Here is a 23,184-nt window from a genome sequence, read left to right on the forward strand (position 1 = left end):
AACGTTGAACGACTTTTTACGAGATCATCAATCATTATTATTTTATTATTTAAAGAGGTCAGTGTGTTTACGCAAATATATTTACTCCGTTTCCCGAAAGATACTTCCGACCAGCCTTTTGTTTACAGGCTGGTCAAGGAATATGATATTGAGTTTAATATTCTCAAGGCTGATATCCTGCTGCAGAGAGAAGGGGTTATGATTATTGAGTTGAAGGGCAGCAGTAAAAGCAATGTCAAGGCCGGCCTTGATTACCTGAGGAAAATGGGAATCAAGATTGAACGACTGGCAGCACGTATCCGTCGGGATGATGGAAAATGCTTCCAGTGCGGTGCCTGTACGGCGGTATGCACTCCCGGTGCCCTTTACATAAAACGTCCTGAAATGGAAGTGATTTTCGATGCCGAAAAATGTACTGGTTGCAGTCTCTGCGTCTCTCTATGTCCGGTCAGGGCCATGGAGGTATCCCTGGGGGAAGACTGGGTACTGTTTGAGGCCTTTAAGGTCTGATCGTTCTATCGGCAATCCTGAAGAAGAAACATCAAGGATGAACTTGTGAGATTAAGAAAAAGGACCACATGATTGTCACCTTTTTTCAACGACTCAATGCTTGAATTCCTCCGCCGCAGTGTCTGCTTCATCATTGGCAAAAAATGACCAGTCGGGCAAATCGATTTTCGGGAACCATTTTGTCAACTGAGATCTGGGTGGGTCCCCTGCCTCAATTCTTGCCAGAAGTTTTTTTGCTTTATCTGTTATTGACGTATTCGGGTACATGTTCAGAATATATTTAAGACGAATTTCGGCCTGATTGTATTTTTCCGTTCTGACATAATATTCCGCTACAAAAAATTCATGGTTTGCCAGAAACTCCGTTGCTGAAGCAATAAGAGATTTTGCCTCTTCAGTATAGGGTGATTCGGGATAGGCCTTGAGCAGCTGTTTAAACAGTTCAATCGCTTCAACGGCACCCGAGGTATCCCTGTCAATTCTGTCAATACGTTTGTAGTTGCACATGGCTTTCTGGAACATGACATAGGGAATAGACTCGTTGGTCGGATGGTGATTTTCAAATTCTTCATACAGCAGCAGTGCTTCCTGGTAGCGGCCCAGATGATAGCTGCAGTCGGCAGCTTTCAGTTCTGCAAGGGTGGCTTCCGGGCTGAAAGGATATCTGTTGAGTATTTCTTCGAAAAATTCTATTGCTGTGAAATATTTTCCGACGTTGTAATCGTCCATACCTTTTATGGCAAGGCTTTTGGACGGAAGGTCCTGCGGTTCTTCCACCGGTGTATCAGAGATAAAATCAAAGGTGGATTTCAGCTCGGCACATCCGGCGAGCAGAATAGCTGCCAGACAGGCGAAAACGAAAAGATGAAACAGCCTGACGTACCGTGTTTTTTTTATTCTCTCCATGGTATATTCTCGTCATATGAAAGTCAGAACCGCCGGGATGCTAAGCAGTTCTGATCGGATTTGCACTGATACACAACCGCAGTTTATTTCAGGTTGTTGAGATATTTTTCCGCTGCCAGTACTGCAACTGCGCCCTCCCCGGCACCATTGACAATCTGGCGGACATCTTTACTGCAGATATCTCCAGCGGCCATTACTCCCGGAACGGCGGTACGGGATTCTATGTCTGTCGGAATAAACCCCCATTTGTCAGCCTTGAGAAGGTCCAGGGGGAGAACTTCATTATTGGGGGTGACTCCAATCAGGACAAAGACTCCCTCTACCTCCAGGGTGGATGTGGAACCATCTTTATTGAGAAGCTGGAGTTTTTCAACGCCGTTTTCTCCTTCAATTGCGGTGACCTGTGAGTTCCAGATAAAATCTATTTTTTCATTGGCAAAAGCAGTTTCCTGGACAATTTTGGTTGCCCGCAGCTCGTCCCTTCTGTGGATTACGGTAACACGACTGGCGAATTTAGTGAGATAATCAGCTTCCTGGACAGCAGTATTTCCACCACCAATTACAGCCACATGCATGTTCCTGTAAAAAGGTGCATCACATGTACCGCAATAGGAGACACCTTTGCCACGCAACTCGTGTTCACCGGGAACGCCCAGGGTATTGGCACTGGCTCCGGTACACAGGATAAGAGAGTCACAACTGACAGTCCTGTCTCCGGTGAGATGGAGAATCTTTTTCTTTTCATCACTTAAGTCAACCCTGGTGACTTCTTCGGTCATGATATTGAGGTCGAAACGTTTGGCGTGCTGGGTCATTTTTTCCACCAGGTCAAATCCGGATATTCCCTCAGGAAATCCCGGGTAATTGTCAACCCAGTCAGTGAGAAGAACCTGCCCTCCCGGAGAGCCTTTTTCGATCAGCACATGATCAAGTCTTGCCCGCGCAGCATAGAGTCCGGCAGAGAGTCCGGCAGGTCCGCCCCCAGTATAACAAGCTCGTAATGGTCTTTTTCTTTCATCTGTGCATCCATATGTTTGGGATATAAACAGAAAAATGGCTGCCTGTTTCGTTACAGTTGCAGTGTAAGAAACAGACAGCCAGAATCGGAATGGATCAACCGGCTTTATTTATAAGGTCAACCAGCTGAGATTTTCCTACTGACCCCGTGATCTGGTCAACTACTTCTCCGTCCTTGAAAAGAATGAGGGTGGGAATGGCGCGAATGCCGAATTTTCCAGGCGTGACGGGGTTGTCGTCTACATTCATTTTTGCGATAGTGATTTTTCCGTCGTATTCTTCTGCCAGGTCCTCGATCACCGGCCCAATTGCCTTGCAGGGGCCGCACCAGGGAGCCCAGAAATCCACGAGGGTTGGTTGTTCTGATTTTACTGTAGCATCAAACTCCGCATCGTTTAACTGCAGAACCTTATCGCTGGCCATGAGCATCTCCTTTGAGTTGGAATCATATATAGTGTTATGAACCGGAAAACGGCAATCTGCATATACTTTTTCGCCAGTTTACATGGTGCTCATTTTGCTGACAAGGAAAAACAGTTTTGCCAAATGAATTGTTCCGGTTTCTGTCGGTCCGGCCGTGTTCATAACAATTCTTTCTGTGCTTCTGTATATTGTGCATAAATACGAAAAAATCAAGGGTTCAATATGGAGCTTTTTTCTGATAAACCGGCATGACCGGACCTGATGGCTCAACTGCAACAGGCAAATGAAAATCCGACTGCGGCGATTCGACTTTCAGCAGCAGGATTTTCAGAAAAAAAGATATTTGCCTGCAGTTGTTATGCAGGAATGGGGTGACAGGAAAACAGCCTCCATGCTATATTGCTCTCCAGCCCGCATTTTTCAGCAATCGCATCGCTTTCATCGTTCGTTGTGGCCGTGATCCATAATTTGGTCCAGCTATGCTGGTGAGTTGATTTAATAATTACTTGCCGGTAGATGCTCACGGGTTCAGTGGAAAAATACAATTTATTAACAACACAGGGGTGTTCTCATACCCGGAAGAAGGAGCAGTAATGGAAAATTCAGTTTCTCAGGATCTTTTTGGAAAGGCGTGTAAAATAATTCCCGGTGGGGTAAACAGTCCGGTTCGGGCCTGTCGGTCGGTGGGCTGTGATCCCGTTTTTATCGTCAAAGGTGAGGGAGCATCTGTTTTTGATGCGGACGGCAATGAATATATTGATTTTGTCTGTTCCTGGGGGCCCATGATACTGGGACATGCTCATCCTTCAACAGTTGCCGCATTGGGTGAGGCGGCAAAAGCAGGTACCAGCTTCGGGGCGCCAACGCCATCGGAAATTGACCTGGCTGCCATGGTTGTGGAAGCAGTACCTTCAATTGAGAAAGTTCGGTTTGTGAACTCCGGAACTGAAGCAACCATGAGTGCGGTAAGACTTGCCCGCGGGTATACAGGTAGAAATGTAGTGGTTAAATTTGATGGCTGTTATCATGGCCACGCTGATTCTTTTCTGGTGAAAGCAGGATCGGGAGTACTCACTCTTGGTATTCCGGGCAGTCCCGGTGTCCCTGAAGATATTGTAAAAAATACCATTTCAATTCCCTATAACAACGAAGAGATTCTTGAAAAAACCCTTCGCGACGAAAATCTTGATATAGCCTGTGTCATTATCGAACCTGTGGCGGGGAACATGGGGTGTGTGATACCCCGGGACGGTTTTCTGAAAAAGCTAAGGGAGTTGACCCGGGAGCTGGGTATTGTTCTAATCTTTGATGAAGTCATAACCGGATTCCGATTGAGTTATGGAGGTGCTCAGGAATATTTTGATGTCATTCCCGATCTCACCTGTCTGGGTAAAATAATAGGTGGCGGTCTTCCTGTGGGTGCCTATGGTGGACGGGCTGAAATAATGAACTATATTGCCCCGGATGGGCCGGTTTATCAGGCGGGGACCCTGTCCGGCAATCCCCTCGCAATGGCGGCCGGCCGGGCAACACTTGAGTTGCTGCAGCGGCCCGGATTTTATGGTGAGCTTGAGGAAAAGTCCGCCGGTTTCGCTGAAAAATTGATGGATGTTGCCGAAAAAACAGGTATGGAAGTCAGGTTGAACCGCGTCGGCTCCCTGATGACATCATTTTTTACTGCAAATGATGTGTTTGATTTTGAATCAGCAATGAAAGCGGACACGGAACGGTATGCATGTCATTACAGGCAGATGCTTTCCCGGGGAATTTATCTGGCTCCTTCACAATTTGAAGTGGCTTTCATATCTGCCGCCCAGAGTAAAAATGATCTGGACAAGGCCGTGAAAATGACTGAATGGTCATTCAAAAAATTGCTGGAAAAGTGAAAATTCATTGACTTTGCGACAGAGTCATGATACCAAACTCCTTTATATTGTATGGAATTGAAGTTGTGTCAACTGAGGGGTGAACAGAATGTCTGGTGTGAAAAAAGAATTTGTTCAACTCCTGGCAAATTATGGTCATATTGGCTTTACGTTTGCAGCTTCAATTCTCATAGGTCTCGGCGGAGGGATTTATCTCGATCAGAAAGTGTTTGATGGACGGACATCACCATGGTTCACTTTTATAGGTCTGGCGTTTGGCATTGCGGCCGGATATAAATCGTTGTTTGAAATTCTCTGGCGTGACAGGAATCTGGAAAAAAAGTCAGACAAAGAGGATCAGGGGGATTGAGTAGAGAAGAGTTTTCGTCCCTGCACCGGATGCAGATGGTCTGCTGGTTTGTCCTGGCAATATTGATACTGGGAGCACTGATTTTCAGTTCCGTCTCTTTTGCAATGGCTGTTTTTGCGGGAGGACTTATCGCAAACATCAGTTTTCTCGTTTCCCATAGAGATATCATGGGATTTATCGGGTCCATAACATCTCACGCAGACCCCGAGAGAAGACAGGCTGAGGCGGATCAGGGCCGGAAAGGGTATATCCTCAAATTCTGGCTGCGCATTGTAATTATAGGTATTGTATTGTTCTTTTTAATTCAAAGCAGAACAGTCAATATCTTTGGACTAATTTTAGGGTTGTCAACGGTAGTGATTGCGGTGGGTTTTGTTTCCATGGAACTGATCGGACGCTACTACTTCAGTGGGAGGAGGTAAAAAGGGTTATGGAACATCCGATACTATTTATTTCAATTATTCTCGAAAAGCTTGGGCTGCCGATACCACACGGGCCGGTTGGACATACTTTTCTTGAAAAGCTGTGTGAACCGTATATGACATACACATGGCTGGTCATGGCGTTTCTCTTTTTTGTGAGCAAACTCACACTAGGAAATCTTGAAATGGTTCCCGGGAAAGGCCAGAATTTCTGGGAGATTGTAGTTGGCGGAATGGATGATTTCTTTGCCGAAAATATGGGCAGGGAAATGACCGATAAGCTTTTTCCCATGATAGCAACATTCGGTCTTTATATTGCAATCGCAAATCTTATCGGTTTAATTCCCGGCTTCATGTCCCCGACAGCGAGTATCAATACAACTCTGGCTTGTACTATTATTGTATGGATTGTTCACCATATTATAGGGTTCCGGGCTCATGGATTGAATTATTACAAACATTTTATCGGGCCTGTATGGTGGCTGGTCTGGTTATTATTTCCAATAGAACTTATCAGTAACTTTGCCCGGCTTATTTCCCTCTCAATTCGACTTTTCGGAAATATCATGGCCAAGGAAACATTGCTGACTATTCTCTTCATGCTGGCAGGTGCATTTTTTGCGCCCCTGCCCATTATGATACTTGGTGTCCTTGTCTCACTTGTTCAGGCAATGGTTTTTGTTCTGTTGACGGTAGTTTATATTTCCCAGGCGGATGCCCACGCCCATTAAGGGAGAGGTGGTGAATTCGAGTGATTCAGTTGTATTTGCAATAAAATAAAAGTGTAAAAGCAGAGTGCTTTTTGAGAAATAAAGAAGAAGGCCAAAAAACAATTTATTATTTAAGGAGAAGAAAATGGAAGGAAATATTCAGTTAGCTCTTATCTGTGTGGGTGCAGCTCTGTCAATTGGTCTTGCGGGTCTTGGAGCAGGTATTGGTATTGGTTCTGTTGGTAACGGTGCCTGTCAGGGGCTCGCCAGAAATCCTGAAGTTCAACCTAAACTGATGGTGTTCATGATTCTCGGTATGGCTCTCGCAGAATCAGTAGCTATTTACGGACTGGTTGTTTCTCTTATCCTCCTCTATGCCAATCCGCTGCTTGGGTAGAATAGACAGAGAACAGTCTTGTTGAAGGTTTTCAAAGGATCGCAGAGAAATCTGCGATCCTTTTTTTATTGTTGAATTTGAATCCAAACCGACAAAAAATGGAAAATGAAGAAACTGATATCCTGATTCATCCCAGACGAGGAAAAAAGGAAAGAGTCATTCCGGAAACAGGCCTGCTGCTCGTTAATCCTGCAGAAGCTGAAAAAGCCCATCTTTTCGTAAGAAATGACGGGGGAGAGTCCAGATTTCTCTTTAATTCGAATCTTTCGGTGGATGTTAAAAAAGGTTTTTTTGTGGCTGGACCTTCCATTGGAGCTCCAATGGCGGTTATGACCATGGAAAAACTGATAGCTTTGGGAGCAAAAAGGATTATTCTTTTTGGCTGGTGTGGGGCGATAGTTGAAAAGGTGGCTGTTGGTGATGTAATCCTTCCAGACGGAGCCGTCGCCGGCGAAGGGACATCGCAGTATTATGCAGAATCAGCGGGGATTTCTCCATCACAGAAACTTCAGTCAGAGCTGGCACATTTTTTTGCTGACAATGATTTCCCAGCAAAAACCGGGAAAATATGGTCGACCGATGCCATTTATCGAGAAAGCAGGCAGAAACTGCTTTCCCTGAAAGATGAGGAGAATATTGTGGGAGTGGACATGGAATTCTCTGCACTCTGCTCGGTGGCACAGTTCAGAAAAATTGAATTTGCCGCCGTTCTGGTGGTGTCTGATGAACTGTATCATGCACGCTGGAAGCCAGGGTTTGCTGCAACTTTTTTTAAAAAGAACTGCAAGGTTGCTATTGGTCTGCTTTTAGATAAATTTCTTCCGGAGGGGATGTAAAGGATGCCCAGTTTTAATTTGATCAGTCTTGGATGTGCAAAAAATCTGGTAGATTCAGAAATTATGCTTGGCTGCCTGACCGCAGGTGGTTGGGATTTTGCTGAATCACCAGAAGAGAGTGATCTGCTGCTACTTAATACCTGTGGATTTATTGAACCGGCTGTTGAGGAGGCAATTGAAGAAATTCTGGAACTGGTAAAGATCAAGGCACAGTTTCCTGAAAAGAAGCTGGTAGTGGTGGGGTGTCTCGTTCAGCGTTATAGGGAAAAACTGGCAACAAGCCTGCCGGAAGTTGACCTTTTTATTGGTACGGAAGGCGCAGCTAAGATAGCAGATCTTGTTGCACCACTTTTTGACGGAAGAGAATCTCCTCCGGTTGTTTTGCTGGAACGGATGATTATGAACAGTTCTCTACCCCGTCTTATTTCCACTCCGGGAGCCAGGGCCTGGTTAAAAATAACCGAAGGATGTGACAATAGATGCGCCTATTGTATGATCCCATCGATTCGCGGTAACCTTCGGAGTCGGACGGTAGAAGATCTCGTGGCGGAAGCACAGAATCTTGAGCGGCGGGGAATAAAAGAACTGTCCCTTATTGCGCAGGATTCTACCGCGTATGGTAATGACCTGGGGCAGGGGACGAATCTGGTGCAGCTTGTCCGGGAGCTGCTTTTGCATACATCTGTTCCCTGGTTGCGTCTTCTCTATCTTTATCCTTCCGGAATCACGGATGAACTTCTTGAGTTGATCTCAGCAAATCCCAGGGTGGTTCCCTACCTCGATATCCCGTTTCAGCATGTGAACGATAGAATATTGAAGAACATGAATAGAAGATATGGCAGGAATGAGCTGCATCTCATTCTGGGAAAAATAAGAAAGGAGATTCCGGATATTGCCATCAGAACCACTTTTCTTGTTGGTTTTCCCGGAGAGACGGAAAAGGAATTTATGGAGATTGAATCTTTTCTGAGGGAAGAAATGATCGATCATGTGGGTGTGTTCAGCTATGCAAACGAAGAGGGATGTCCTTCGGAAAAATATGATGGGCAGCTGTCCCAGGATGAAAAGAAGAGAAGATGTGATCACATTCTTGCACTGCAGGCTGATCTTTCAAGGGATATACAGCAGAAATATGTGGGCAGGGTTGAGCCGGTTTTGGTGGAAGGAGTCAGTCGGGAAACTGAATTACTTCTGGAAGGCAGGACAAGATACCAGGCCCCGGAAGTAGACGGCTGCGTCTATATTAACGAGGGAGAGGCAAATGCCGGCGATATTGTGCATGTCAGGATCAGCAGTGCTCAGGTATATGATCTTGTGGGAGGGATCGTCGGAGGAGATGATACGGTCTCTGACTTCTGATCGTTTCCAGGAAACAACGCACATCCTTAATCCATGTGCGTTGTTTAACCGAAAAGAGGGGCCTGAGACAGAATTACTGTTTTTTGTTGGCGTTGACCTTTTCCCGCAGATCTTTACCCACTTTAAAAAATGGAAGTTTCTTGGGTTTAACCATTATTTTTTTTCCGGTTTTTGGATTCCGACCTTCGTATGAATCATATTTTTTGATAACAAAACTGCCAAAGCCACGGATTTCGATACTTTCACCTCTTGCCAGTGCTTCAGTCATCGTTTCGATAACAGTTGTAGTGATTGCTGCTGCTTCACGGTGAGGTATGTTTATTTCCTGTGCCAATGCCTCAATGAGTTCTGATTTGTTCATACTCAACTCCTGTCTTCGGAAATCAAATAGTGGTCCTTTACACGTTATGACGGCAAAAAAACCGCAGAACGCAAAAAGTGAATGAAGTTCAAACCTTACACAAAAAGCCCTGAGATCAAACAAAAATATGTAAAAACAGTATGTTAGAAGGATGATGTCTCTCTCCCTTGTAAGTGATCAAACTCCTAACTGTTTAGATTTAATCAGCTAATTATAGGTTTGTAAAGTAAATTCTATAAAAAGACTTTTTTTAAGTCTTCCCCGTCGAGCTTTCGGTATTGTCCCGGAGGAAGATTGCGGAGCTGAAGTCGACCGTAGGCTATACGTTTAAGATGTATAACCGGATGACCGACTGCCCCGAACATTTTTCGTACCTGGCGTTTTCTTCCTTCATGAATGGTGATCTGGATTGCACTGTTTTTTCCCTTCTGAGAAAGAAATCGAATTTTGGCAGGAGCTGTCATTTTTTTCTCGAGCATGATACCTTTTTCAAGCAATCTGATTGTAGATTGTTTGATATGTCCGCGGATAACAGCTTCATAGGTTTTGTTTGTTTCAAAACTCGGATGTTGCACTTTCTGGGCAAACTGACCGTCATTGGTGAGAATAAGAGCTCCTTCCGTATCGATATCCAGTCGGCCGACGGGAAAAAGGCGGGTGTGAATATTTTTCAGCAGACTTCTGACAACAGGTCGCCCCTGGGGATCAGAGAGCGTTGTCACATAACCGGCAGGTTTATTAAGCAGATAGTATTCATGCTTGTTTTTCTGAGAGACCGGTTGTCCGTCAAAAGTAATATTGTGTCTTCCAGGAGTGATTTTTACTCCTGGCTGATCAACTATTTTTCCATCGACTCTGACTCTTCCCGCCTGTATGAATTCCTCACATTTTCTTCTTGATGCTACCCCGCAGTGAGCGAGATATTTTTGTAATCTTAACGGATTCATCGCCATCGGGCCGGAATGAGAGTTGAGATTTTTTTATCCACCAGCTGTTTCGTTTTCTTATCCACTTCAAGTATATCAGTGTACCAGGGTTTCATTCGACAGTCGAAAACGATTGGGGGAGTGAGGCCCACGTGGAATCTGTGAACCATGGTTGCCCTGCAGTGAATGTCTGCAGCCGGCTCAAACCGGGTGAAAAAGGTCCAGAGAAAATCCTGCATGGATCTGGTGGCTTCATTACTGTTATCGACCAGGATGATAACGGGCCATTTGGCAAATACCCTGTTTTCTGCAAGTTCCCGTGCCAGGGTTTTATGTTCGCTGTACAGTTTTCCCTGAAGAACAAGGGTTCCTGGTAAAAAAACAAAAGGTCTGCTGCAATCCTCGGGCAGCTCGCCTTCAAATTCGCGGGGAAGCTCACGTATTTTTTGTCTGCCCAGTCCCATGAGCATGGCTTTTGATCCCTTGTTGACTGAGGGGCCTGTATAATCGAGAGTATCCTGGGAGACATTGGCAAAAACGAAGAGATCACGATGCCATTCCACACGTTCTAATATATATGTCCACAATTTACCGAAATCCGTGATATCCACATCCCCGTCAGTGAGGAGAAGAAACTTGGTGAGGGAAAGTTGTCCCTCGCCAAGTATACGCAGGCCACAGCCGAAAGCCTCCCGTGGATATCTGTCGAGGACGCGAGCTGCAGCAAGGCAGTGAAATCCTGTTTCTCCATATGTTTTCAGCTCTTTGACCCCTTTCATGACCAGGGGAAAGAGGGGGAGAGCAGATCCTGGAGGTAGTCGCCAATAAAAAAATCTTCCTGCCTGGGTCTGCCGACTACAGTGGCCGGATAGATGGCATCTTTTCTGTGGTAAAGATGGCTTACCTGGAAAACAGGGTAGTCATGTCTCAGGGAATCGTAGCCGTAATGATCTCCAAAAGGGCCTTCGGGGTGGCGGAGATGAGGGGGAACCTGGCCTTTGATGGCAAATTCTGCATTTGCTACCAGCCTGTGCCCACCCTGTGGATCATTCACCATTTTCAGTTTACCGCCGAGAAGCAGGGAGGTGAGGATAAGTTCGGGAAGATCTTCTGGAAGGGGGGCAATGGCTGAGAGCATGAGTGCGGGTGGACCACCGATAAAAAGTGTCAGTGGCAGTGGCTGGTTTCTTTTTTCTGCTTCAAAATAGTGATTCCCTCCACCCTTGTGAATTTGCCAGTGGATTCCAGTGGTCGTGTCATTATGTTGCTGTATGCGATACATGCCGAGATTATGGGCACCGGTTTGCGGATGCTCAGTATAGACAAGGGGTAGGGTGACAAAAGGCCCACCGTCACTGTGCCATGAAGTGAGCATGGGCAGGGAACTCAGTTTTGGAGGGGATTGGAAGTTTTCAAGGATTGGCCCATTCTTCACCGTTTTGAGGCCGATTTTCATCCCCTCCAGAAAAAAACCGCGGTTATCCCATAATTTTGCCAGGGAAAGCGGCATAATTGATTCGGCGAGTCGCACAAGATCGCGTACGAATTGTTGTGGTTTTCTGCCAAAGGCAAGGTCAAGTCTTCTGGCAGTACCGAAAAGGTTTGTGGTTACGGGGAAGGAGGAGTTTTTCACATGAGTGAAAAGCAGAGCAGGGCCCTGCCGGTGGATGACCCTTCGGTGGATTTCAGCGATTTCCAGAAAAGGATCAACCTCTTCTTCAATGATAAGAAGTTCATTTTCCCGCTGCAGCAGGTCCAGGTAACTGCGCAGATCATGGAGTCTGGATATGGACACGTGTTTTCCCTGTTATTTGTGTTTTTTTACTGATTGAGGAAAAAGCTGTGGTATTCATCCTCTGTCAGGTACTTTCTGAGGAGTGCCATAAAGGTGTCAACATGGGTGTTGATTTCTTCACGGGACAGTCTGGATGCAAGAAGTTCAGCGAATTCAAGTTGACCGCTGAGTCGTAAAAACACAGCAAATGAGCTGCGGTCCAGCTCTTCTGATAGGCCGAAGCAGATTGAATCGGTGTCGGGTTTCATAGGAATTATATGGTTTTTAATTCAGTCTCGATCGGAAATGATTTTCCAGTGTATTTTTCGTGTTCTGGGGCCGTCAAATTCACAGAAAAAAATTTTTTGCCAGGTGCCGAGCTGGGGCCTGCCGTTCATGATATTGACAACCAGTGAATTACCCATGAGAGAGGCCATGATATGGGCAACCGAGTTCCCTTCCAGATGACTGTAATCCAGTCCTGCAGGGACAATGTCCCGAAAACCTTTTATGATATCAGAACGCACAGCAGGATCTGCTCCCTCGTTTATTGTGAGCCCTGCTGTTGTATGGGGATTGAAAAGATAACAGAGGCCTGAAGAAACTGAAGCATCGGTTATGATCTTTTCCACGGTAGAGGAAATATCTACCAGTTTCATTATTTCCGGTGTGGAGAGGGTAAACGTTCCGTTCAGCATGATTTCTCCTGTGATATCTTCGGCATTCCTTGACATGGTGGGTATCAGCAATACAATACCTGCAAGTTTTTAAATCATGAGGACAGGCAGTCGAAAATCTCATGATCAGTTTGATACTTATGTGTTCTTATGGCTACTTTTAAAATTGGTTTTTCGCCTGATCTTTGCGTCACAGGAAGATGAAAAATGCTCACATATGACTAACACCCCACAAGGGGGTATAAGTGCCATGGAAATAAACTTAACCATTTGATTTCAAAACACCTTCCCTTTTTTCTTGTTTTTTATGACAGGAATTCAGGAGTAAGGTACTAATATGTTGTGCATTTATTTTTCATGTTCCCTGGATCCGAACAAAAAAGTTTATTTCCCATCAGACACTAGGTAATCAGATTTTTAATTGAAGATCAATGCTTAAGTGAAAGACATTGATTTGAGGATATTGAAAAGGTACCATGAGTGGTGGATGACTTTTTTGATCAATGCGGGGAGGAATGAAATTTACAATGGGAAACAACAGAAAACAGATAAAATATATCTGGATGGTCAGCAGGGAATATGGTGACCTGGCGGGTGCCGGCGGAGTGAAAGATGTAGTTTCCCAGCTGGCGGAAACTCTGGCCAGGTGGTCCGGGCGCTCCGTTCATGTTGTATTGCCCTGTTACGGGTTCATGGATTCCATTTTCCTTGGCTTTTCCCCTCTTATGGATCCTGAAGACCCTGAAAAGGTCCTGCAATGCGAAATTGATATGGATCATCCGGATGAGAAGCGCAGGGAGAAGGTCAGGTATTTTTTCAGAAAAATAAACAGGGTTTCCCTGTACCTGGTAGATAGTGCCCGTTTTCGGGAAAAACGAGCGGTTTATACCTATACCGCGGAGGAGGAGCAGGCTGAACCATGGCAAAAAGAATCCATGGGGCATTATGATTATTTTGCCATGAATATCCTTCTGCAGAAAGCCACTATGGAACTTATGGTACTTCTGGATGCCCGGCCTGATGTTATTCATTGTCACGACGGTCATACTGCGGTACTGCCTGCCATGATACGTGAGCTACCCGGTTATCGAAGTTATTTTCGTTCAAGCGGTTGTCTTGTAACAATTCATAACGCCGGGCTCGGCTATCATCAGGAGGTGGCGGACTTGCCGTACGCCAGTTCAGTTACAGGTCTTGCCAGGGAAATAATAGATGATCACCTGCTGGACGGGAAATTTGATCCTTTTCTCGCAGCTGGGTCCTATGCATTGCTCAATACCGTCAGTGAAAACTATGCAAGAGAGTTGCAGGAAACAAAAAGCGATCGTCTTACCGGTTGGCTGGGCCACGCTCTTCTGGCCAGAAAGGTACAACTTGAAGGAATTACAAATGGTATTGATCCGTCACTTTTCAATCCTGCAGATACGGGTGAGGGGGAAAATTTTTCCTTTGATCCCGGGAATACCGATGATGATCTTCGCGGGAAAAAAGAGTGTAAGATTGCCTTCCTGAGAGACCTGCAGGACGGGAAGTGGCAGGAGAAACAGTACGGTACACTCGATGGTCACGGTGATGGCCCGCTTTTCACCTTTATTGGCAGGCTGAGTGAACAGAAAGGTGTTGATCTCCTCCTGGAGGTTCTTCCTGTACTGTTTGAGAGGCGGGATAATGTTCAGATCATGTTTCTTGGCAGTGGTGATGCCGGTCTTGAGGACCAGTTAAAAAATTTTTCAAGTAATACGTTCTGGCAGAAGAGGATTTGTTTTATCCGGGGATACAGTCCTGATCTTGCCCGGCGGATCTATTGCGCCGGGGATTTTTTTGTGATTCCTTCAAGATTTGAGCCTTGTGGACTGACGGATTTTATTGCTCAGCTGTTTGGCAATGTTCCTGTTGTCCACTTGGTGGGTGGGCTTGTCAAAGTGAAGGATGGTTTGACAGGTATTGGATATGAGAAAGATTCTCCTGACGCTCTACTTGATGCTCTGGAAAGGGCCCTTGTACTCTATACGGATAAGGAGAATCTTCGTCTGATGCAGTTACAGAGTGTACGGGAAATTGAAAAAAAATATACCTGGTCCCGGGTGATGAAGAGATATGTTGCATTATATGAGCGGGCAGGACTGATATAACTTTCAATTTCTGGACAGAAACCAGGAAAAAAACGAGAAAAAAGACAGGGAGAACAGATATGACGGTTAAGATTGGAATTAATGGTTTTGGACGAATCGGCAGAAATATATTTAGAGCAATCGATAAAGATCCTGTTTTTTCGGAAATTGAGGTGGTGGCCATCAATGATCTTACAGATAACAGAACCCTGGCCCATCTCCTCAAATATGATTCGGTTATGGGGGTTTATGGCAGAGATGTAGAGGGAACAGAGGAGGGAATCATTGTTGACGGTCGTGAAATTGCGGTATCCAGCCATCGAAATCCGGCCGATATTCCATGGGGAGAACTTGGTGTGGAATATGTGGCAGAGTGTACCGGAATTTTTCGGGACGGGGAGTCAGCCCAGGCACATATTGATGCGGGAGCAGTAAAAGTTATTATTTCGGCACCAGCCAAGGGAAATGTCAAGACCTTTGTCATGGGCGTTAATGAGGATGAGTACGACGGTGCAATACACCATGTTGTGTCCAACGCTTCATGTACAACGAATTGTCTGGCACCGTTTGCAAAGGTGATCCTGGATAAATTTGGAATTAAGAGGGGGTTGATGACAACGGTCCATGCCTACACCGGCGATCAGCGTCTTCTCGATTATCCCCATTCTGATCCCCGGCGTGCCAGGGCGGCAGCCATGTCCATGATTCCGACCAAAACAGGTGCGGCAGCGGCAGTTTCCCTTGTTATTCCGGAGCTCAAAGGGAAATTTGACGGTTTGGCAGTTCGGGTGCCGACCCCCACCGTATCCCTTGTCGATGCAGTGATGGAAGTGGAACGGGAGACAACCGTGGATGAGGTGAATCAGGCTCTCAAGGAAAGTGCCGACAGGTATCTTGGCTATACCGAGCTTCCCCTGGTTTCCATTGATTTCCAGGGTAACGGGCATTCATCCATAATAGACGCACAATCAACCAAGGTTATCGGTAGCACGGTGAAGGTTATGAGTTGGTATGACAATGAATGGGGCTACTCCAACAGGATGCTCGATCTGATTCTGCATATGGATAAAAACAAGGTTCTGTAAACTTATCCCGGGAGCATAATGGCTGCGGAAACAAGCATAAGCTTAAAAAATACGGATGGTGTCATAGAATCGGATGCACTCAAAGCCAATCTGCTTGAAACGGCGGGGCGGGTGGAGATTGATTCCGAACTCCTTGTCCTGCTGGAGGTTGTTGAGGATTTCAAGGGGCTTCATTCCACCCTGGAAAAACTGCTTTATGAAATATGTCACCCTTTTCGTAACTGGAGAATTATCCTGCCCCAGTTACGCAGTTTTGTCCTGAAAAATTTCAAGCATTATGTTTCCCATGCAAAAGGGCAGGATTGTCTGAATCTCTTTGCGGATCTGTTTTTTGATGCGATTTTGGATACCCGTCGCGATTCTGTTCTGTTGACCCAGGCCATTGGTGGTCTGCTTGTCTGGGTCGACAAGATGATTGAGGCTACGGACATCGCAGGCCTTGAGGCTCTGGGGCCTGTCATTAACAGGATATTTCGTCGATTGGCAGCTTATGATACGGAAGACGGGCCTGTAATGATGCATATTGTTCATGGACAGTACCCGGTGGCCAGAATCGCAAAACGATTGTTGCAGATGGTGGAAATCCGTCATGACAGTTATGATTTCCTGCCGCTGGTGGAGCTGATCCGCCGGGTCTTCCGTCGCTGTTACACGTATTGGCTTCAGGAGGATGATCCTCTGGACTGGTTTCTGACCCGTTGTGCCATTGCAGAAAAAGATTCACGTCTCACCCGCCTTTTTATTCCCATCTCCCATGAAACCATGAAGGAACATCTGGCGATCCTTGAATTTTTAGAGGTGGAAGGAGATGGGCTGGCGGAATTGAAACTGCTCCTGGAGTTGCCTGCCCATGTGGATATTGTGAAATACTACAGATCAATGCCGGGAAAACTTGCAGCGGCTGAAGATGAACTGCGGCGCCTTGACGGGTTGGGTGAGAATCACATGCCGTTTTTTAATGAGAACAGAAAGCTGCTTTTTCTCTTCAAAATTATGGATACCCGGGGACTTTACCTGATCCATGAAGAGACGCTTCGGGAGATCAACCGCAGCCTGGTTCAGCTCATCAGACAACAGAGTTTTGAGGAAATTGAGGAGTTTCTCCTCACAACATTCAAGCTCCTCAAGGCCAATGTCAAAAAATATCCCCATACCTCCCTGCAGTGTATTCAGGTACTGGGCGGAGAGGTTTTCGATCGGGGAAACAGCCGTATGGTGGAAGCCTTTCTCTGGGGAGTTGTGCGCTTTGGTTTTCAACATGCCAATGTGGTTGGTGTCGATGAAAACTGGCAGCCCCTGTCAAATCCTGCCCATCTTGCCAATATACGGGTCTGGCTCCATCTGATCATGCGGGAACCGAAATGGTGTTCCACCCTGTTTTCCGCCCTGATCATGCACCTGAAACTGACTGGAACCTGTATCAAGGATACTGATCTTTTTCAGCGGGACATAACGGAACTGCTCAATCACCCCATTGAACCGATATATAATCTTGCCAAGCAGTTCACCAAGCTGATGCCGGTGTTTTTCAACGAGATAGGTTCGGAGGGTGAACTGCGTGATGTTTCCACTGAGCTTGATGAACTGCACAAGCGCAAGGATATTCTCATTCATTTCCTGCGGAAGCAGGGGCATGTGGAGAGTTCAAACCTGATCGTCGATTTCATTCAGGCAATTTTTCTGTTCTGGAAAACAAAGAATAAGGTTGTCCTGTCACCCTACCTGCCGGAGGAGGTTTATTCCCAGGTAAAGACTTCCGGTCGATTTATTGATAACCAGCATATCCTCAGTGAGCGGTTCTGGCGTGAAAAGAAAATCAGAGAGGTTGAAGATATCCTGCTGGAGGATGAGACGGCCATAGATGAATTTCTTGCCTGCCAGGAGGATTTGGATAAAAAAGAGGTTCGCAGGTTTGCTCTTCTTGTGCGGATGTATAAGCTGCTGCACAGGAAATATAATCTTGGCTTTCAACAACTTCGAACTGAACTGAACCGGGCTGCCAATGAGGGATTTCCCGAGATAGAACAACTCCTCGATGAGCTTGAGCATGCCGATACTGAACAGTGTCTTGAAGCACTTCTTTCCACCCTGGAGGGATTAAAGAAGATTATCCTGTCTGAGGAAAAATTTGAGGCCAGGGAAGATATCTACTACAAAAGGCATATTGCCGTGGATATTCCTTCTGTTTACGGGCGGTACAGGGAAAAGAAATTTGACGCGCTAAGTCTTACCTTCCGCCTGGAGAACCTTGCTAATCTTTACCTGGAAAAATTGCCGGAAACCGTGAATCTATCGATTATTACCCAGGCAACTTTCTATAATATCGTTCGCTGTATCAAGCTGTACCTGCAGGCTCTGGAAATTGACGGTATCACCTCCCGCCGTCTTTCCACATCCCTTGCATTGCTGAAAAATTCCTTGAAGGTTCCGCGCTTTTCCTATACCCAGTATCTTGATATTTTCCGGGGCATGTCGGAGGGTGTAAAAGATATCATGTATGCCTTTTATACCAATATCCATCAGAATAATCTGTCAATTATCATTCCCCAAATTGATCCTGAAAATTTGCTGAACAAGTATCGGAATCTCTATGATGAAGAGGATATGACCGGTACGGTGCAGCGAGTGTCCGAGCTCTTTTTTCGGGAGTTGATTTCCTCCACCTTTGGTCTGCAGCACCTTGATAATTTTATTCTCCGTATTTTGCAGACCCTTGAAAGTCAGAAAGATCTGCTGGACGAAAAAAAGCTCGATCTGCTGATGACCTATAACCCGGACAGGGGATTGTCGCCACTCCATGATCTCAATCCGTTTACCAATAACCTGATTCACCTGGGAAACAAGGGATTTAACCTGGCAACTCTGACCGTGGAGAAGAAGCCGGTTCCTCCCGCCTTTGTCATTACAACTGAAATTTTCAGGTGCCGGGAAATTGTCTTTGGGTATTCCCGGACCCGTGGTGAATTTATGAAACGTATTCGTAATTCACTTAATGAAATTGAAGAGCGGGCAGGTAAAATTTTTGGTTCACCGGAGGCACCATTGCTTCTTTCCGTTCGTTCCGGCGGTGCGATTTCCATGCCCGGGATGATGGCTACGGTGCATAATATTGGCTATAACGAGGAACTTATTGAGGAGTGTATTGCCCAGAATGGTAATGCCTACCTGGCCTGGGATAATTACAGGCGCTTTCTCCAGTCCTGGGCCATGATTTCCGGAATGAAAAGAGAGGATTTTCAGGTCCTGATGGATGAGGCCAAGGCCCGGCATAATGTCACCCTGAAACGTCATTTCTCAAAGGAACAAATGAAGGAACTGGCACTTTCCTATCAGAAACTGATCCGCCAGCGTGGTATCGGGATCCCCGATGATCCCTGGCTGCAGCTTGTGAACGCTATTGAACTGGTACTTGATTCCTGGGAAACCCATAAGGCTATGGAATACCGGAGAATTATGGATGTTTCTGATTCATGGGGAACGGCGGTGATTGTTCAGGCCATGGTTTTTGGCAACAAGAGTGAAAATGCCGGATCCGGAGTAGTTTTTACAGCTCATCCCTATCGCAAAGTGCAGCGGGTCGCCCTCTGGGGAGATTATGCCTATGGTGACCAGGGGGAGGATATTGTTTCCGGCCTGGTGACAAGCTGTGCTATTTCCATTGAACAGGCCGAGCTTGACGGGCGTTCGGTTGAGGAAACCCTGGAGAGGCGTTTTCCTGAAATTTATAAGGAGCTTCTCGAAATATCCAGGGATCTTGTTTACAACAAGAGATGGAATCCCCAGGAAATTGAATTTACCTTCGAAGGACCGGAACCCGAAAACCTGTATCTTCTTCAGACCAGGGATATGATCACAATCAAGAAAAAGGAACATCTCAATGTCTTTGTGGAAACTCCTGAACTGAAGAAGGCACACCTTGGGCAGGGTGTTGGAGTTTCAGGATCAGCGCTTTCCGGCCTGGCTGTCTTTACGGAGGAAAATATCAGGGAACTGCGTGAGAATAATCCCGAGGTACCACTTATTCTTATCAGGCAGGATACTGTACCGGAAGATATAAAGGTTGTCAGTCTGGCGGATGGTCTGCTGACTTCCAGGGGTGGGCAGACTTCCCATGCGTCTGTAGTGGCAGTACGCCTGGGAAAAACGTGTGTAGTTGGTTGTCGCAGTCTGCAGGTATATGAAGTTGAGCAGTACTGTGAGATTGCCGGCCTGAAGATCAGGTTCGGAGATCCGATATCAATCGATGGCAGAACCGGACAGGTCCTTGAAGGCATGCACCGCGCTGTTGAGGAATATCATATTCTTCCAATTTAAAAATCCGGCAAAACAGAGATACCTGCTGGAAAAACTGCCCTGTTTTGCCGGCGATCTGCAACCGTCGATAACTATTATGATCTGTTCTCAGGTACGCCAAGAGCCTTTAAGATTAAAGCCAGCGGGCAAAATTTTGTAAAGCCGAACTGGAAAAGATTCAGCCCTACAAACGCTGTGAAAAACAGCCAGTATTTGCTCATGAAAATCGGGCTGGCATCAACTCCAAGGGAGAGGCTGAGAAGAATAAAAAAACCTGCAATGGTGTGAACCCAATCCGTAATAATCATTTCTTACCTCATTAGCATAATATATCGGCATGCTTTCCCGCGCAGAGTTCTATTTTCACGGGCCATGCATTAAAAATTGGGACAGAAGAGTGTTCTCATTTTCTGGATAAGCTCCAGAATTCTTTTGTCCGTAATCTTGTTGTAAATGAAATTCGCGTCTTTACGAAAATCGATAATGCCCTGGCTTCGAAGTATGTTTAAATGCTGCGAAACATTGGCGTTTGTGGTTTTCACCTGATCCCTGATTTCCCCCACCGACAGCTCCCTGTCCTGGAGCAGGCAGAGAATTTTCAACCGAATAGGGTGCGACATGGACTTGAGGAGTTTAGACATTGCATCAATTTGTTCGTCTTGCATTTTTCCTCCCTGGGTAAAGTATTACATCATTTAATTTAATAGTTGTTTGATATTTGTAAAGTCTAAATTCTAGGTAGATATGGAAAAAGGAGAAAGAGCCGGGCGAATGTTAAGTTCCTACCGTTCATTGGTAGAAAATACTGCTGAAATGTGCAGTATTGCAAGAAGGTTTTTATTTCGCTCCGGTATGTTACCGTTTCAACCTGAGGATTATATACAATGTAGTGATTAATGAAATAGTTTTTTTCAGGAAAATTCGGAATAAGTAATGTTGATATAAATAATAAATAATTCTTGCTAAATCGGGCGAGGCTGGTGTAGGCTCTCTTTTTTGAAGAAAGTGTTGCGTAATCCAACGGATACCTGAATAATGCGGGTGCAACACTCAGACTATGCTGAGTTGTTTTTTCAACCTGTGCCATGAATAACCTGATGAAAAAAAAGAATAATCAGGAATCATCCTCTCCTTCTTCCGACAGCTGTCTTTCAAAATATAAAAAAGTATACGATTTGTCTCTTGAAAATCCTGAAGCATTCTGGGCTGAACGGGCGGAAACTCTGGTCAGTTGGGCAAGGAAATGGGATGAAGTGCTTCAAGGTGATTTTAACAGGAGGGAGGTTTCCTGGTTTTCCGGCGGCAGGCTCAATGTATCCAGTAATTGCCTGGACCGGCACCTTGAAAAAGGTTGTCGTAATCAGGCGGCTCTCATCTGGCAGGGTGAAAATGATGATGAAGTAAAAGTTTATACATATCAGATGCTGTTGACGGAAACATGCAGGTTTGCCAATGTGCTCAAAGACAAAGGGATAAAAAAGGGGGATTGTGTATCCATTTATCTGCCCATGATTCCGGAACTCGTTATTGCCATGCTTGCCTGTGCGAGAATAGGCGCTGTTCATTCGGTGATATTCTGTGGATTTTCCTCAACCGCGTTGAAGAACAGGATTAAGGATTGCGGTTCGAAGGTTTTTGTAACTGCAGATACAGTCGCCCGCGGTGGGCGGATAATTCCCTTGAAACCTAATGCTGATGGGCCTCTTGATGAATGCCAATCAATCAGGAACTGTATCGTTGTACGACGAAGCGAAAAAGAGATTTCAATGGTGCCTGGGAGGGACAGCTGGTGGCATGAGGAAATGGCCCGGGAGGGAATAGGGAGATATTGTGAACCAGTAGAAATGGATGCAGGGGATACGCTCTTCATGCTGTATACTTCCGGGTCCACGGGAAAACCTAAAGGTGTACTGCATTCCTGTGGCGGATATTTGACATATGTTCTCCATACATGCAGGACAGTTTTCCACTTCAGTGAGAATGATATTCACTGGTGTACTGCCGATATCGGTTGGATAACTGGACATTCCTATTCTGTGTATGGACCATTGGGAGCTGGTGCGACCATATTGATTTACGAAGGACTTCCTCTATATCCGGAACCTGACAGGTATTGGCGGATTGTGGAAAAATTCGGAGTAACCGTATTGTATACCGCTCCCGCAGCAATACGGGCCCTGATGCATTTCGGGGCAGGTCTGGCGGGCAGGTATGATCTGTCGTCATTGAGGTTTCTTGGCTCCGTTGGGGAGCCGATAAATCCGGGGGAATGGAACTGGTATTTTAAGGAAATCGGCCACTCAAAGCTTCCAGTGATTGATACATGGTGGCAGACAGAAACCGGCGGCATCATGCTCGCCCCTCTGGTTCACCCGGAGTTATGTGGTCCGGGAGGATGTTCCAGGCCTCTACCCGGTATTGATGCAGCAGTCTTTACAGAAAGTGGCAGGGAAACAGTTCCGGGGGAAAGCGGACGGCTAGTCATAAGAAAGCCGTGGCCAGGTATGTTAAAAGCCGTCCTTGGGGATGGGGGGCGTGTGCAAAAAATGTATTTCTCTTCATATCCGGGGGTGTACGATACCGGAGACTCTGCGCGCAGAAGCGGGGAGAATGTTTTTCAGATCACCGGTCGTCTTGATGATGTGATCATTATATCAGGTCATCGGCTGGGAACTGCTGAAATAGAGTCGGTACTGACAGCCCATCGGAGTGTTGCTGAAGCTGCTGTTGTCGGGATTGCTGATTCCCTGAAAGGCCAGAAGATTTATGCCTTTGTCACGGTTGGAAAAAATGTTGAACAAACCCCCGGGTTGCTTGGAGAACTCCGGCAATATGTTCAAGAAACGATAGGGCCAATTGCAACTCACTCCACGATACAATACGTTTCTGCATTGCCGAAAACCAGGAGCGGTAAAATCATGAGAAGACTGCTCAGAAAAATCGCCTCAAATGATTTTCATCATTTCGGTGATATATCGACCCTCGCGGATCCTTCCGTGATCACAGATCTGATTGAAGGAAAAAAAAGATCTTCACCTTAGGTCGACTTTTTTCCACATTTTCTTCACTTTTCTAGAGCGCCCCCTTGAATCTCAATAAAGAAAGGAGTTTATTGAAACCTGGCCTGGATTTTGTGGCGGAT

21 protein-coding genes and 1 pseudogene are annotated in these 23,184 nt (G+C 45.9%); 12 read left to right on the top strand and 10 right to left on the bottom strand.

Going from position 1 to position 23,184, the window contains the following annotated elements; all coding sequences use genetic code 11:
- The first annotated feature begins 63 nt into the window (after positions 1-63).
- Positions 64-510, top strand: coding sequence for an NIL domain-containing protein (locus LO777_RS00260; RefSeq protein ID WP_228855596.1), 447 nt, complete (start codon positions 64-66; stop codon positions 508-510).
- Between the two features lie 93 nt (positions 511-603).
- Here the strand turns inward: LO777_RS00260 and LO777_RS00265 are convergent, their stop codons facing one another.
- The 3 genes from LO777_RS00265 to trxA form a co-directional block, all read right to left on the bottom strand.
- On the bottom strand, positions 604-1,416 hold the full coding sequence (locus LO777_RS00265) for an outer membrane protein assembly factor BamD (protein ID WP_228855597.1): 813 nt from the start codon (positions 1,414-1,416) through the stop codon (positions 604-606).
- Positions 1,417-1,499: 83 nt separating this feature from the next.
- Positions 1,500-2,339 carry an NAD(P)/FAD-dependent oxidoreductase gene (locus LO777_RS00270; RefSeq protein WP_329955635.1) on the bottom strand — a complete coding sequence of 280 codons (840 nt, stop codon included), beginning with the start codon at positions 2,337-2,339 and terminating at the stop codon, positions 1,500-1,502.
- Between the two features lie 190 nt (positions 2,340-2,529).
- Positions 2,530-2,886, bottom strand: coding sequence for a thioredoxin (gene trxA / locus LO777_RS00275; protein ID WP_268907588.1), 357 nt, complete (start codon positions 2,884-2,886; stop codon positions 2,530-2,532).
- Between the two features lie 563 nt (positions 2,887-3,449).
- On the opposite strand from trxA, the gene hemL reads away from it, so the two are divergent.
- The 7 genes from hemL (at position 3,450) to rimO (ending at position 8,815) form a co-directional block, all read left to right on the top strand.
- Positions 3,450-4,742 (top strand): glutamate-1-semialdehyde 2,1-aminomutase, encoded by a 1,293-nt coding sequence (hemL, locus tag LO777_RS00280; protein ID WP_228855599.1) that lies wholly within the window; start codon positions 3,450-3,452, stop codon positions 4,740-4,742.
- A gap of 88 nt (positions 4,743-4,830) precedes the next feature.
- A complete protein-coding gene (locus LO777_RS00285) occupies positions 4,831-5,091 on the top strand; it encodes an AtpZ/AtpI family protein (protein WP_228855600.1) in 261 nt (86 codons plus the stop codon).
- Entirely contained in the window at positions 5,088-5,513 is a 426-nt protein-coding gene (locus tag LO777_RS00290; protein WP_228855601.1) for an ATP synthase subunit I, read from the top strand. The genes LO777_RS00285 and LO777_RS00290 overlap by 4 nt, the downstream gene beginning before the upstream one ends.
- An 8-nt stretch (positions 5,514-5,521) precedes the next feature.
- Positions 5,522-6,244 (top strand): F0F1 ATP synthase subunit A, encoded by a 723-nt coding sequence (gene atpB, locus LO777_RS00295; protein WP_228855602.1) that lies wholly within the window; start codon positions 5,522-5,524, stop codon positions 6,242-6,244.
- Positions 6,245-6,368: 124 nt separating this feature from the next.
- A complete protein-coding gene (atpE, locus tag LO777_RS00300) occupies positions 6,369-6,620 on the top strand; it encodes an ATP synthase F0 subunit C (protein WP_228855603.1) in 252 nt (83 codons plus the stop codon).
- Positions 6,621-6,718: 98 nt separating this feature from the next.
- Positions 6,719-7,456 (top strand): nucleoside phosphorylase, encoded by a 738-nt coding sequence (locus tag LO777_RS00305; RefSeq protein WP_228855604.1) that lies wholly within the window; start codon positions 6,719-6,721, stop codon positions 7,454-7,456.
- Between the two features lie 3 nt (positions 7,457-7,459).
- Positions 7,460-8,815, top strand: coding sequence for a 30S ribosomal protein S12 methylthiotransferase RimO (gene rimO / locus LO777_RS00310; RefSeq protein ID WP_228855605.1), 1,356 nt, complete (start codon positions 7,460-7,462; stop codon positions 8,813-8,815).
- Positions 8,816-8,888: 73 nt separating this feature from the next.
- Here the strand turns inward: rimO and LO777_RS00315 are convergent, their stop codons facing one another.
- The 5 genes and pseudogenes from LO777_RS00315 to LO777_RS00340 all read right to left on the bottom strand — a co-directional run bounded on the left by LO777_RS00315 (position 8,889) and on the right by LO777_RS00340 (position 12,610).
- A complete protein-coding gene (locus LO777_RS00315) occupies positions 8,889-9,176 on the bottom strand; it encodes an HU family DNA-binding protein (protein WP_228855606.1) in 288 nt (95 codons plus the stop codon).
- Positions 9,177-9,409: 233 nt separating this feature from the next.
- The gene (locus LO777_RS00320) at positions 9,410-10,123 is read right to left on the bottom strand and encodes a pseudouridine synthase (RefSeq protein WP_228855607.1); all 714 of its coding nucleotides are present in this window, start codon (positions 10,121-10,123) and stop codon (positions 9,410-9,412) included.
- Positions 10,120-11,897: pseudogene (locus tag LO777_RS20845) on the bottom strand (UbiD family decarboxylase). Before LO777_RS20845 ends, LO777_RS00320 begins: the two are co-directional and overlap by 4 nt.
- A gap of 26 nt (positions 11,898-11,923) precedes the next feature.
- On the bottom strand, positions 11,924-12,145 hold the full coding sequence (locus LO777_RS00335) for a hypothetical protein (RefSeq protein WP_228855610.1): 222 nt from the start codon (positions 12,143-12,145) through the stop codon (positions 11,924-11,926).
- 21 nt (positions 12,146-12,166) lie between these two features.
- The gene (locus LO777_RS00340) at positions 12,167-12,610 is read right to left on the bottom strand and encodes a secondary thiamine-phosphate synthase enzyme YjbQ (RefSeq protein ID WP_228855611.1); all 444 of its coding nucleotides are present in this window, start codon (positions 12,608-12,610) and stop codon (positions 12,167-12,169) included.
- A gap of 458 nt (positions 12,611-13,068) precedes the next feature.
- Between LO777_RS00340 and LO777_RS00345 the strand changes: the two genes are divergently transcribed.
- Genes LO777_RS00345 through LO777_RS00355 form a run of 3 tightly spaced genes read left to right on the top strand, consistent with a single transcriptional unit; the run spans position 13,069 to position 20,063 of the window.
- Positions 13,069-14,685 (top strand): glycogen synthase, encoded by a 1,617-nt coding sequence (locus LO777_RS00345; RefSeq protein WP_228855612.1) that lies wholly within the window; start codon positions 13,069-13,071, stop codon positions 14,683-14,685.
- Between the two features lie 59 nt (positions 14,686-14,744).
- Positions 14,745-15,749, top strand: a complete 1,005-nt coding sequence (gene gap, locus LO777_RS00350; RefSeq protein WP_228855613.1) for a type I glyceraldehyde-3-phosphate dehydrogenase — start codon at positions 14,745-14,747, stop codon at positions 15,747-15,749.
- A gap of 18 nt (positions 15,750-15,767) precedes the next feature.
- The gene (locus tag LO777_RS00355) at positions 15,768-20,063 is read left to right on the top strand and encodes a PEP/pyruvate-binding domain-containing protein (protein WP_228855614.1); all 4,296 of its coding nucleotides are present in this window, start codon (positions 15,768-15,770) and stop codon (positions 20,061-20,063) included.
- A gap of 74 nt (positions 20,064-20,137) precedes the next feature.
- Here the strand turns inward: LO777_RS00355 and LO777_RS00360 are convergent, their stop codons facing one another.
- Complete coding sequence (locus LO777_RS00360; protein WP_228855615.1) at positions 20,138-20,350, bottom strand: YgaP family membrane protein; 213 nt, start codon at positions 20,348-20,350, stop codon at positions 20,138-20,140.
- A 69-nt stretch (positions 20,351-20,419) separates the two neighbouring features.
- Positions 20,420-20,707 (bottom strand): ArsR/SmtB family transcription factor, encoded by a 288-nt coding sequence (locus LO777_RS00365; protein ID WP_228855616.1) that lies wholly within the window; start codon positions 20,705-20,707, stop codon positions 20,420-20,422.
- Positions 20,708-21,127: 420 nt separating this feature from the next.
- Between LO777_RS00365 and acs the strand changes: the two genes are divergently transcribed.
- Complete coding sequence (gene acs, locus LO777_RS00370; RefSeq protein ID WP_407929092.1) at positions 21,128-23,083, top strand: acetate--CoA ligase; 1,956 nt, start codon at positions 21,128-21,130, stop codon at positions 23,081-23,083.
- Positions 23,084-23,184: the final 101 nt, after the last annotated feature.

This window comes from Desulfomarina profundi (genome assembly GCF_019703855.1).
Taxonomy (GTDB): Bacteria; Desulfobacterota; Desulfobulbia; order Desulfobulbales; family Desulfocapsaceae; genus Desulfomarina; species Desulfomarina profundi.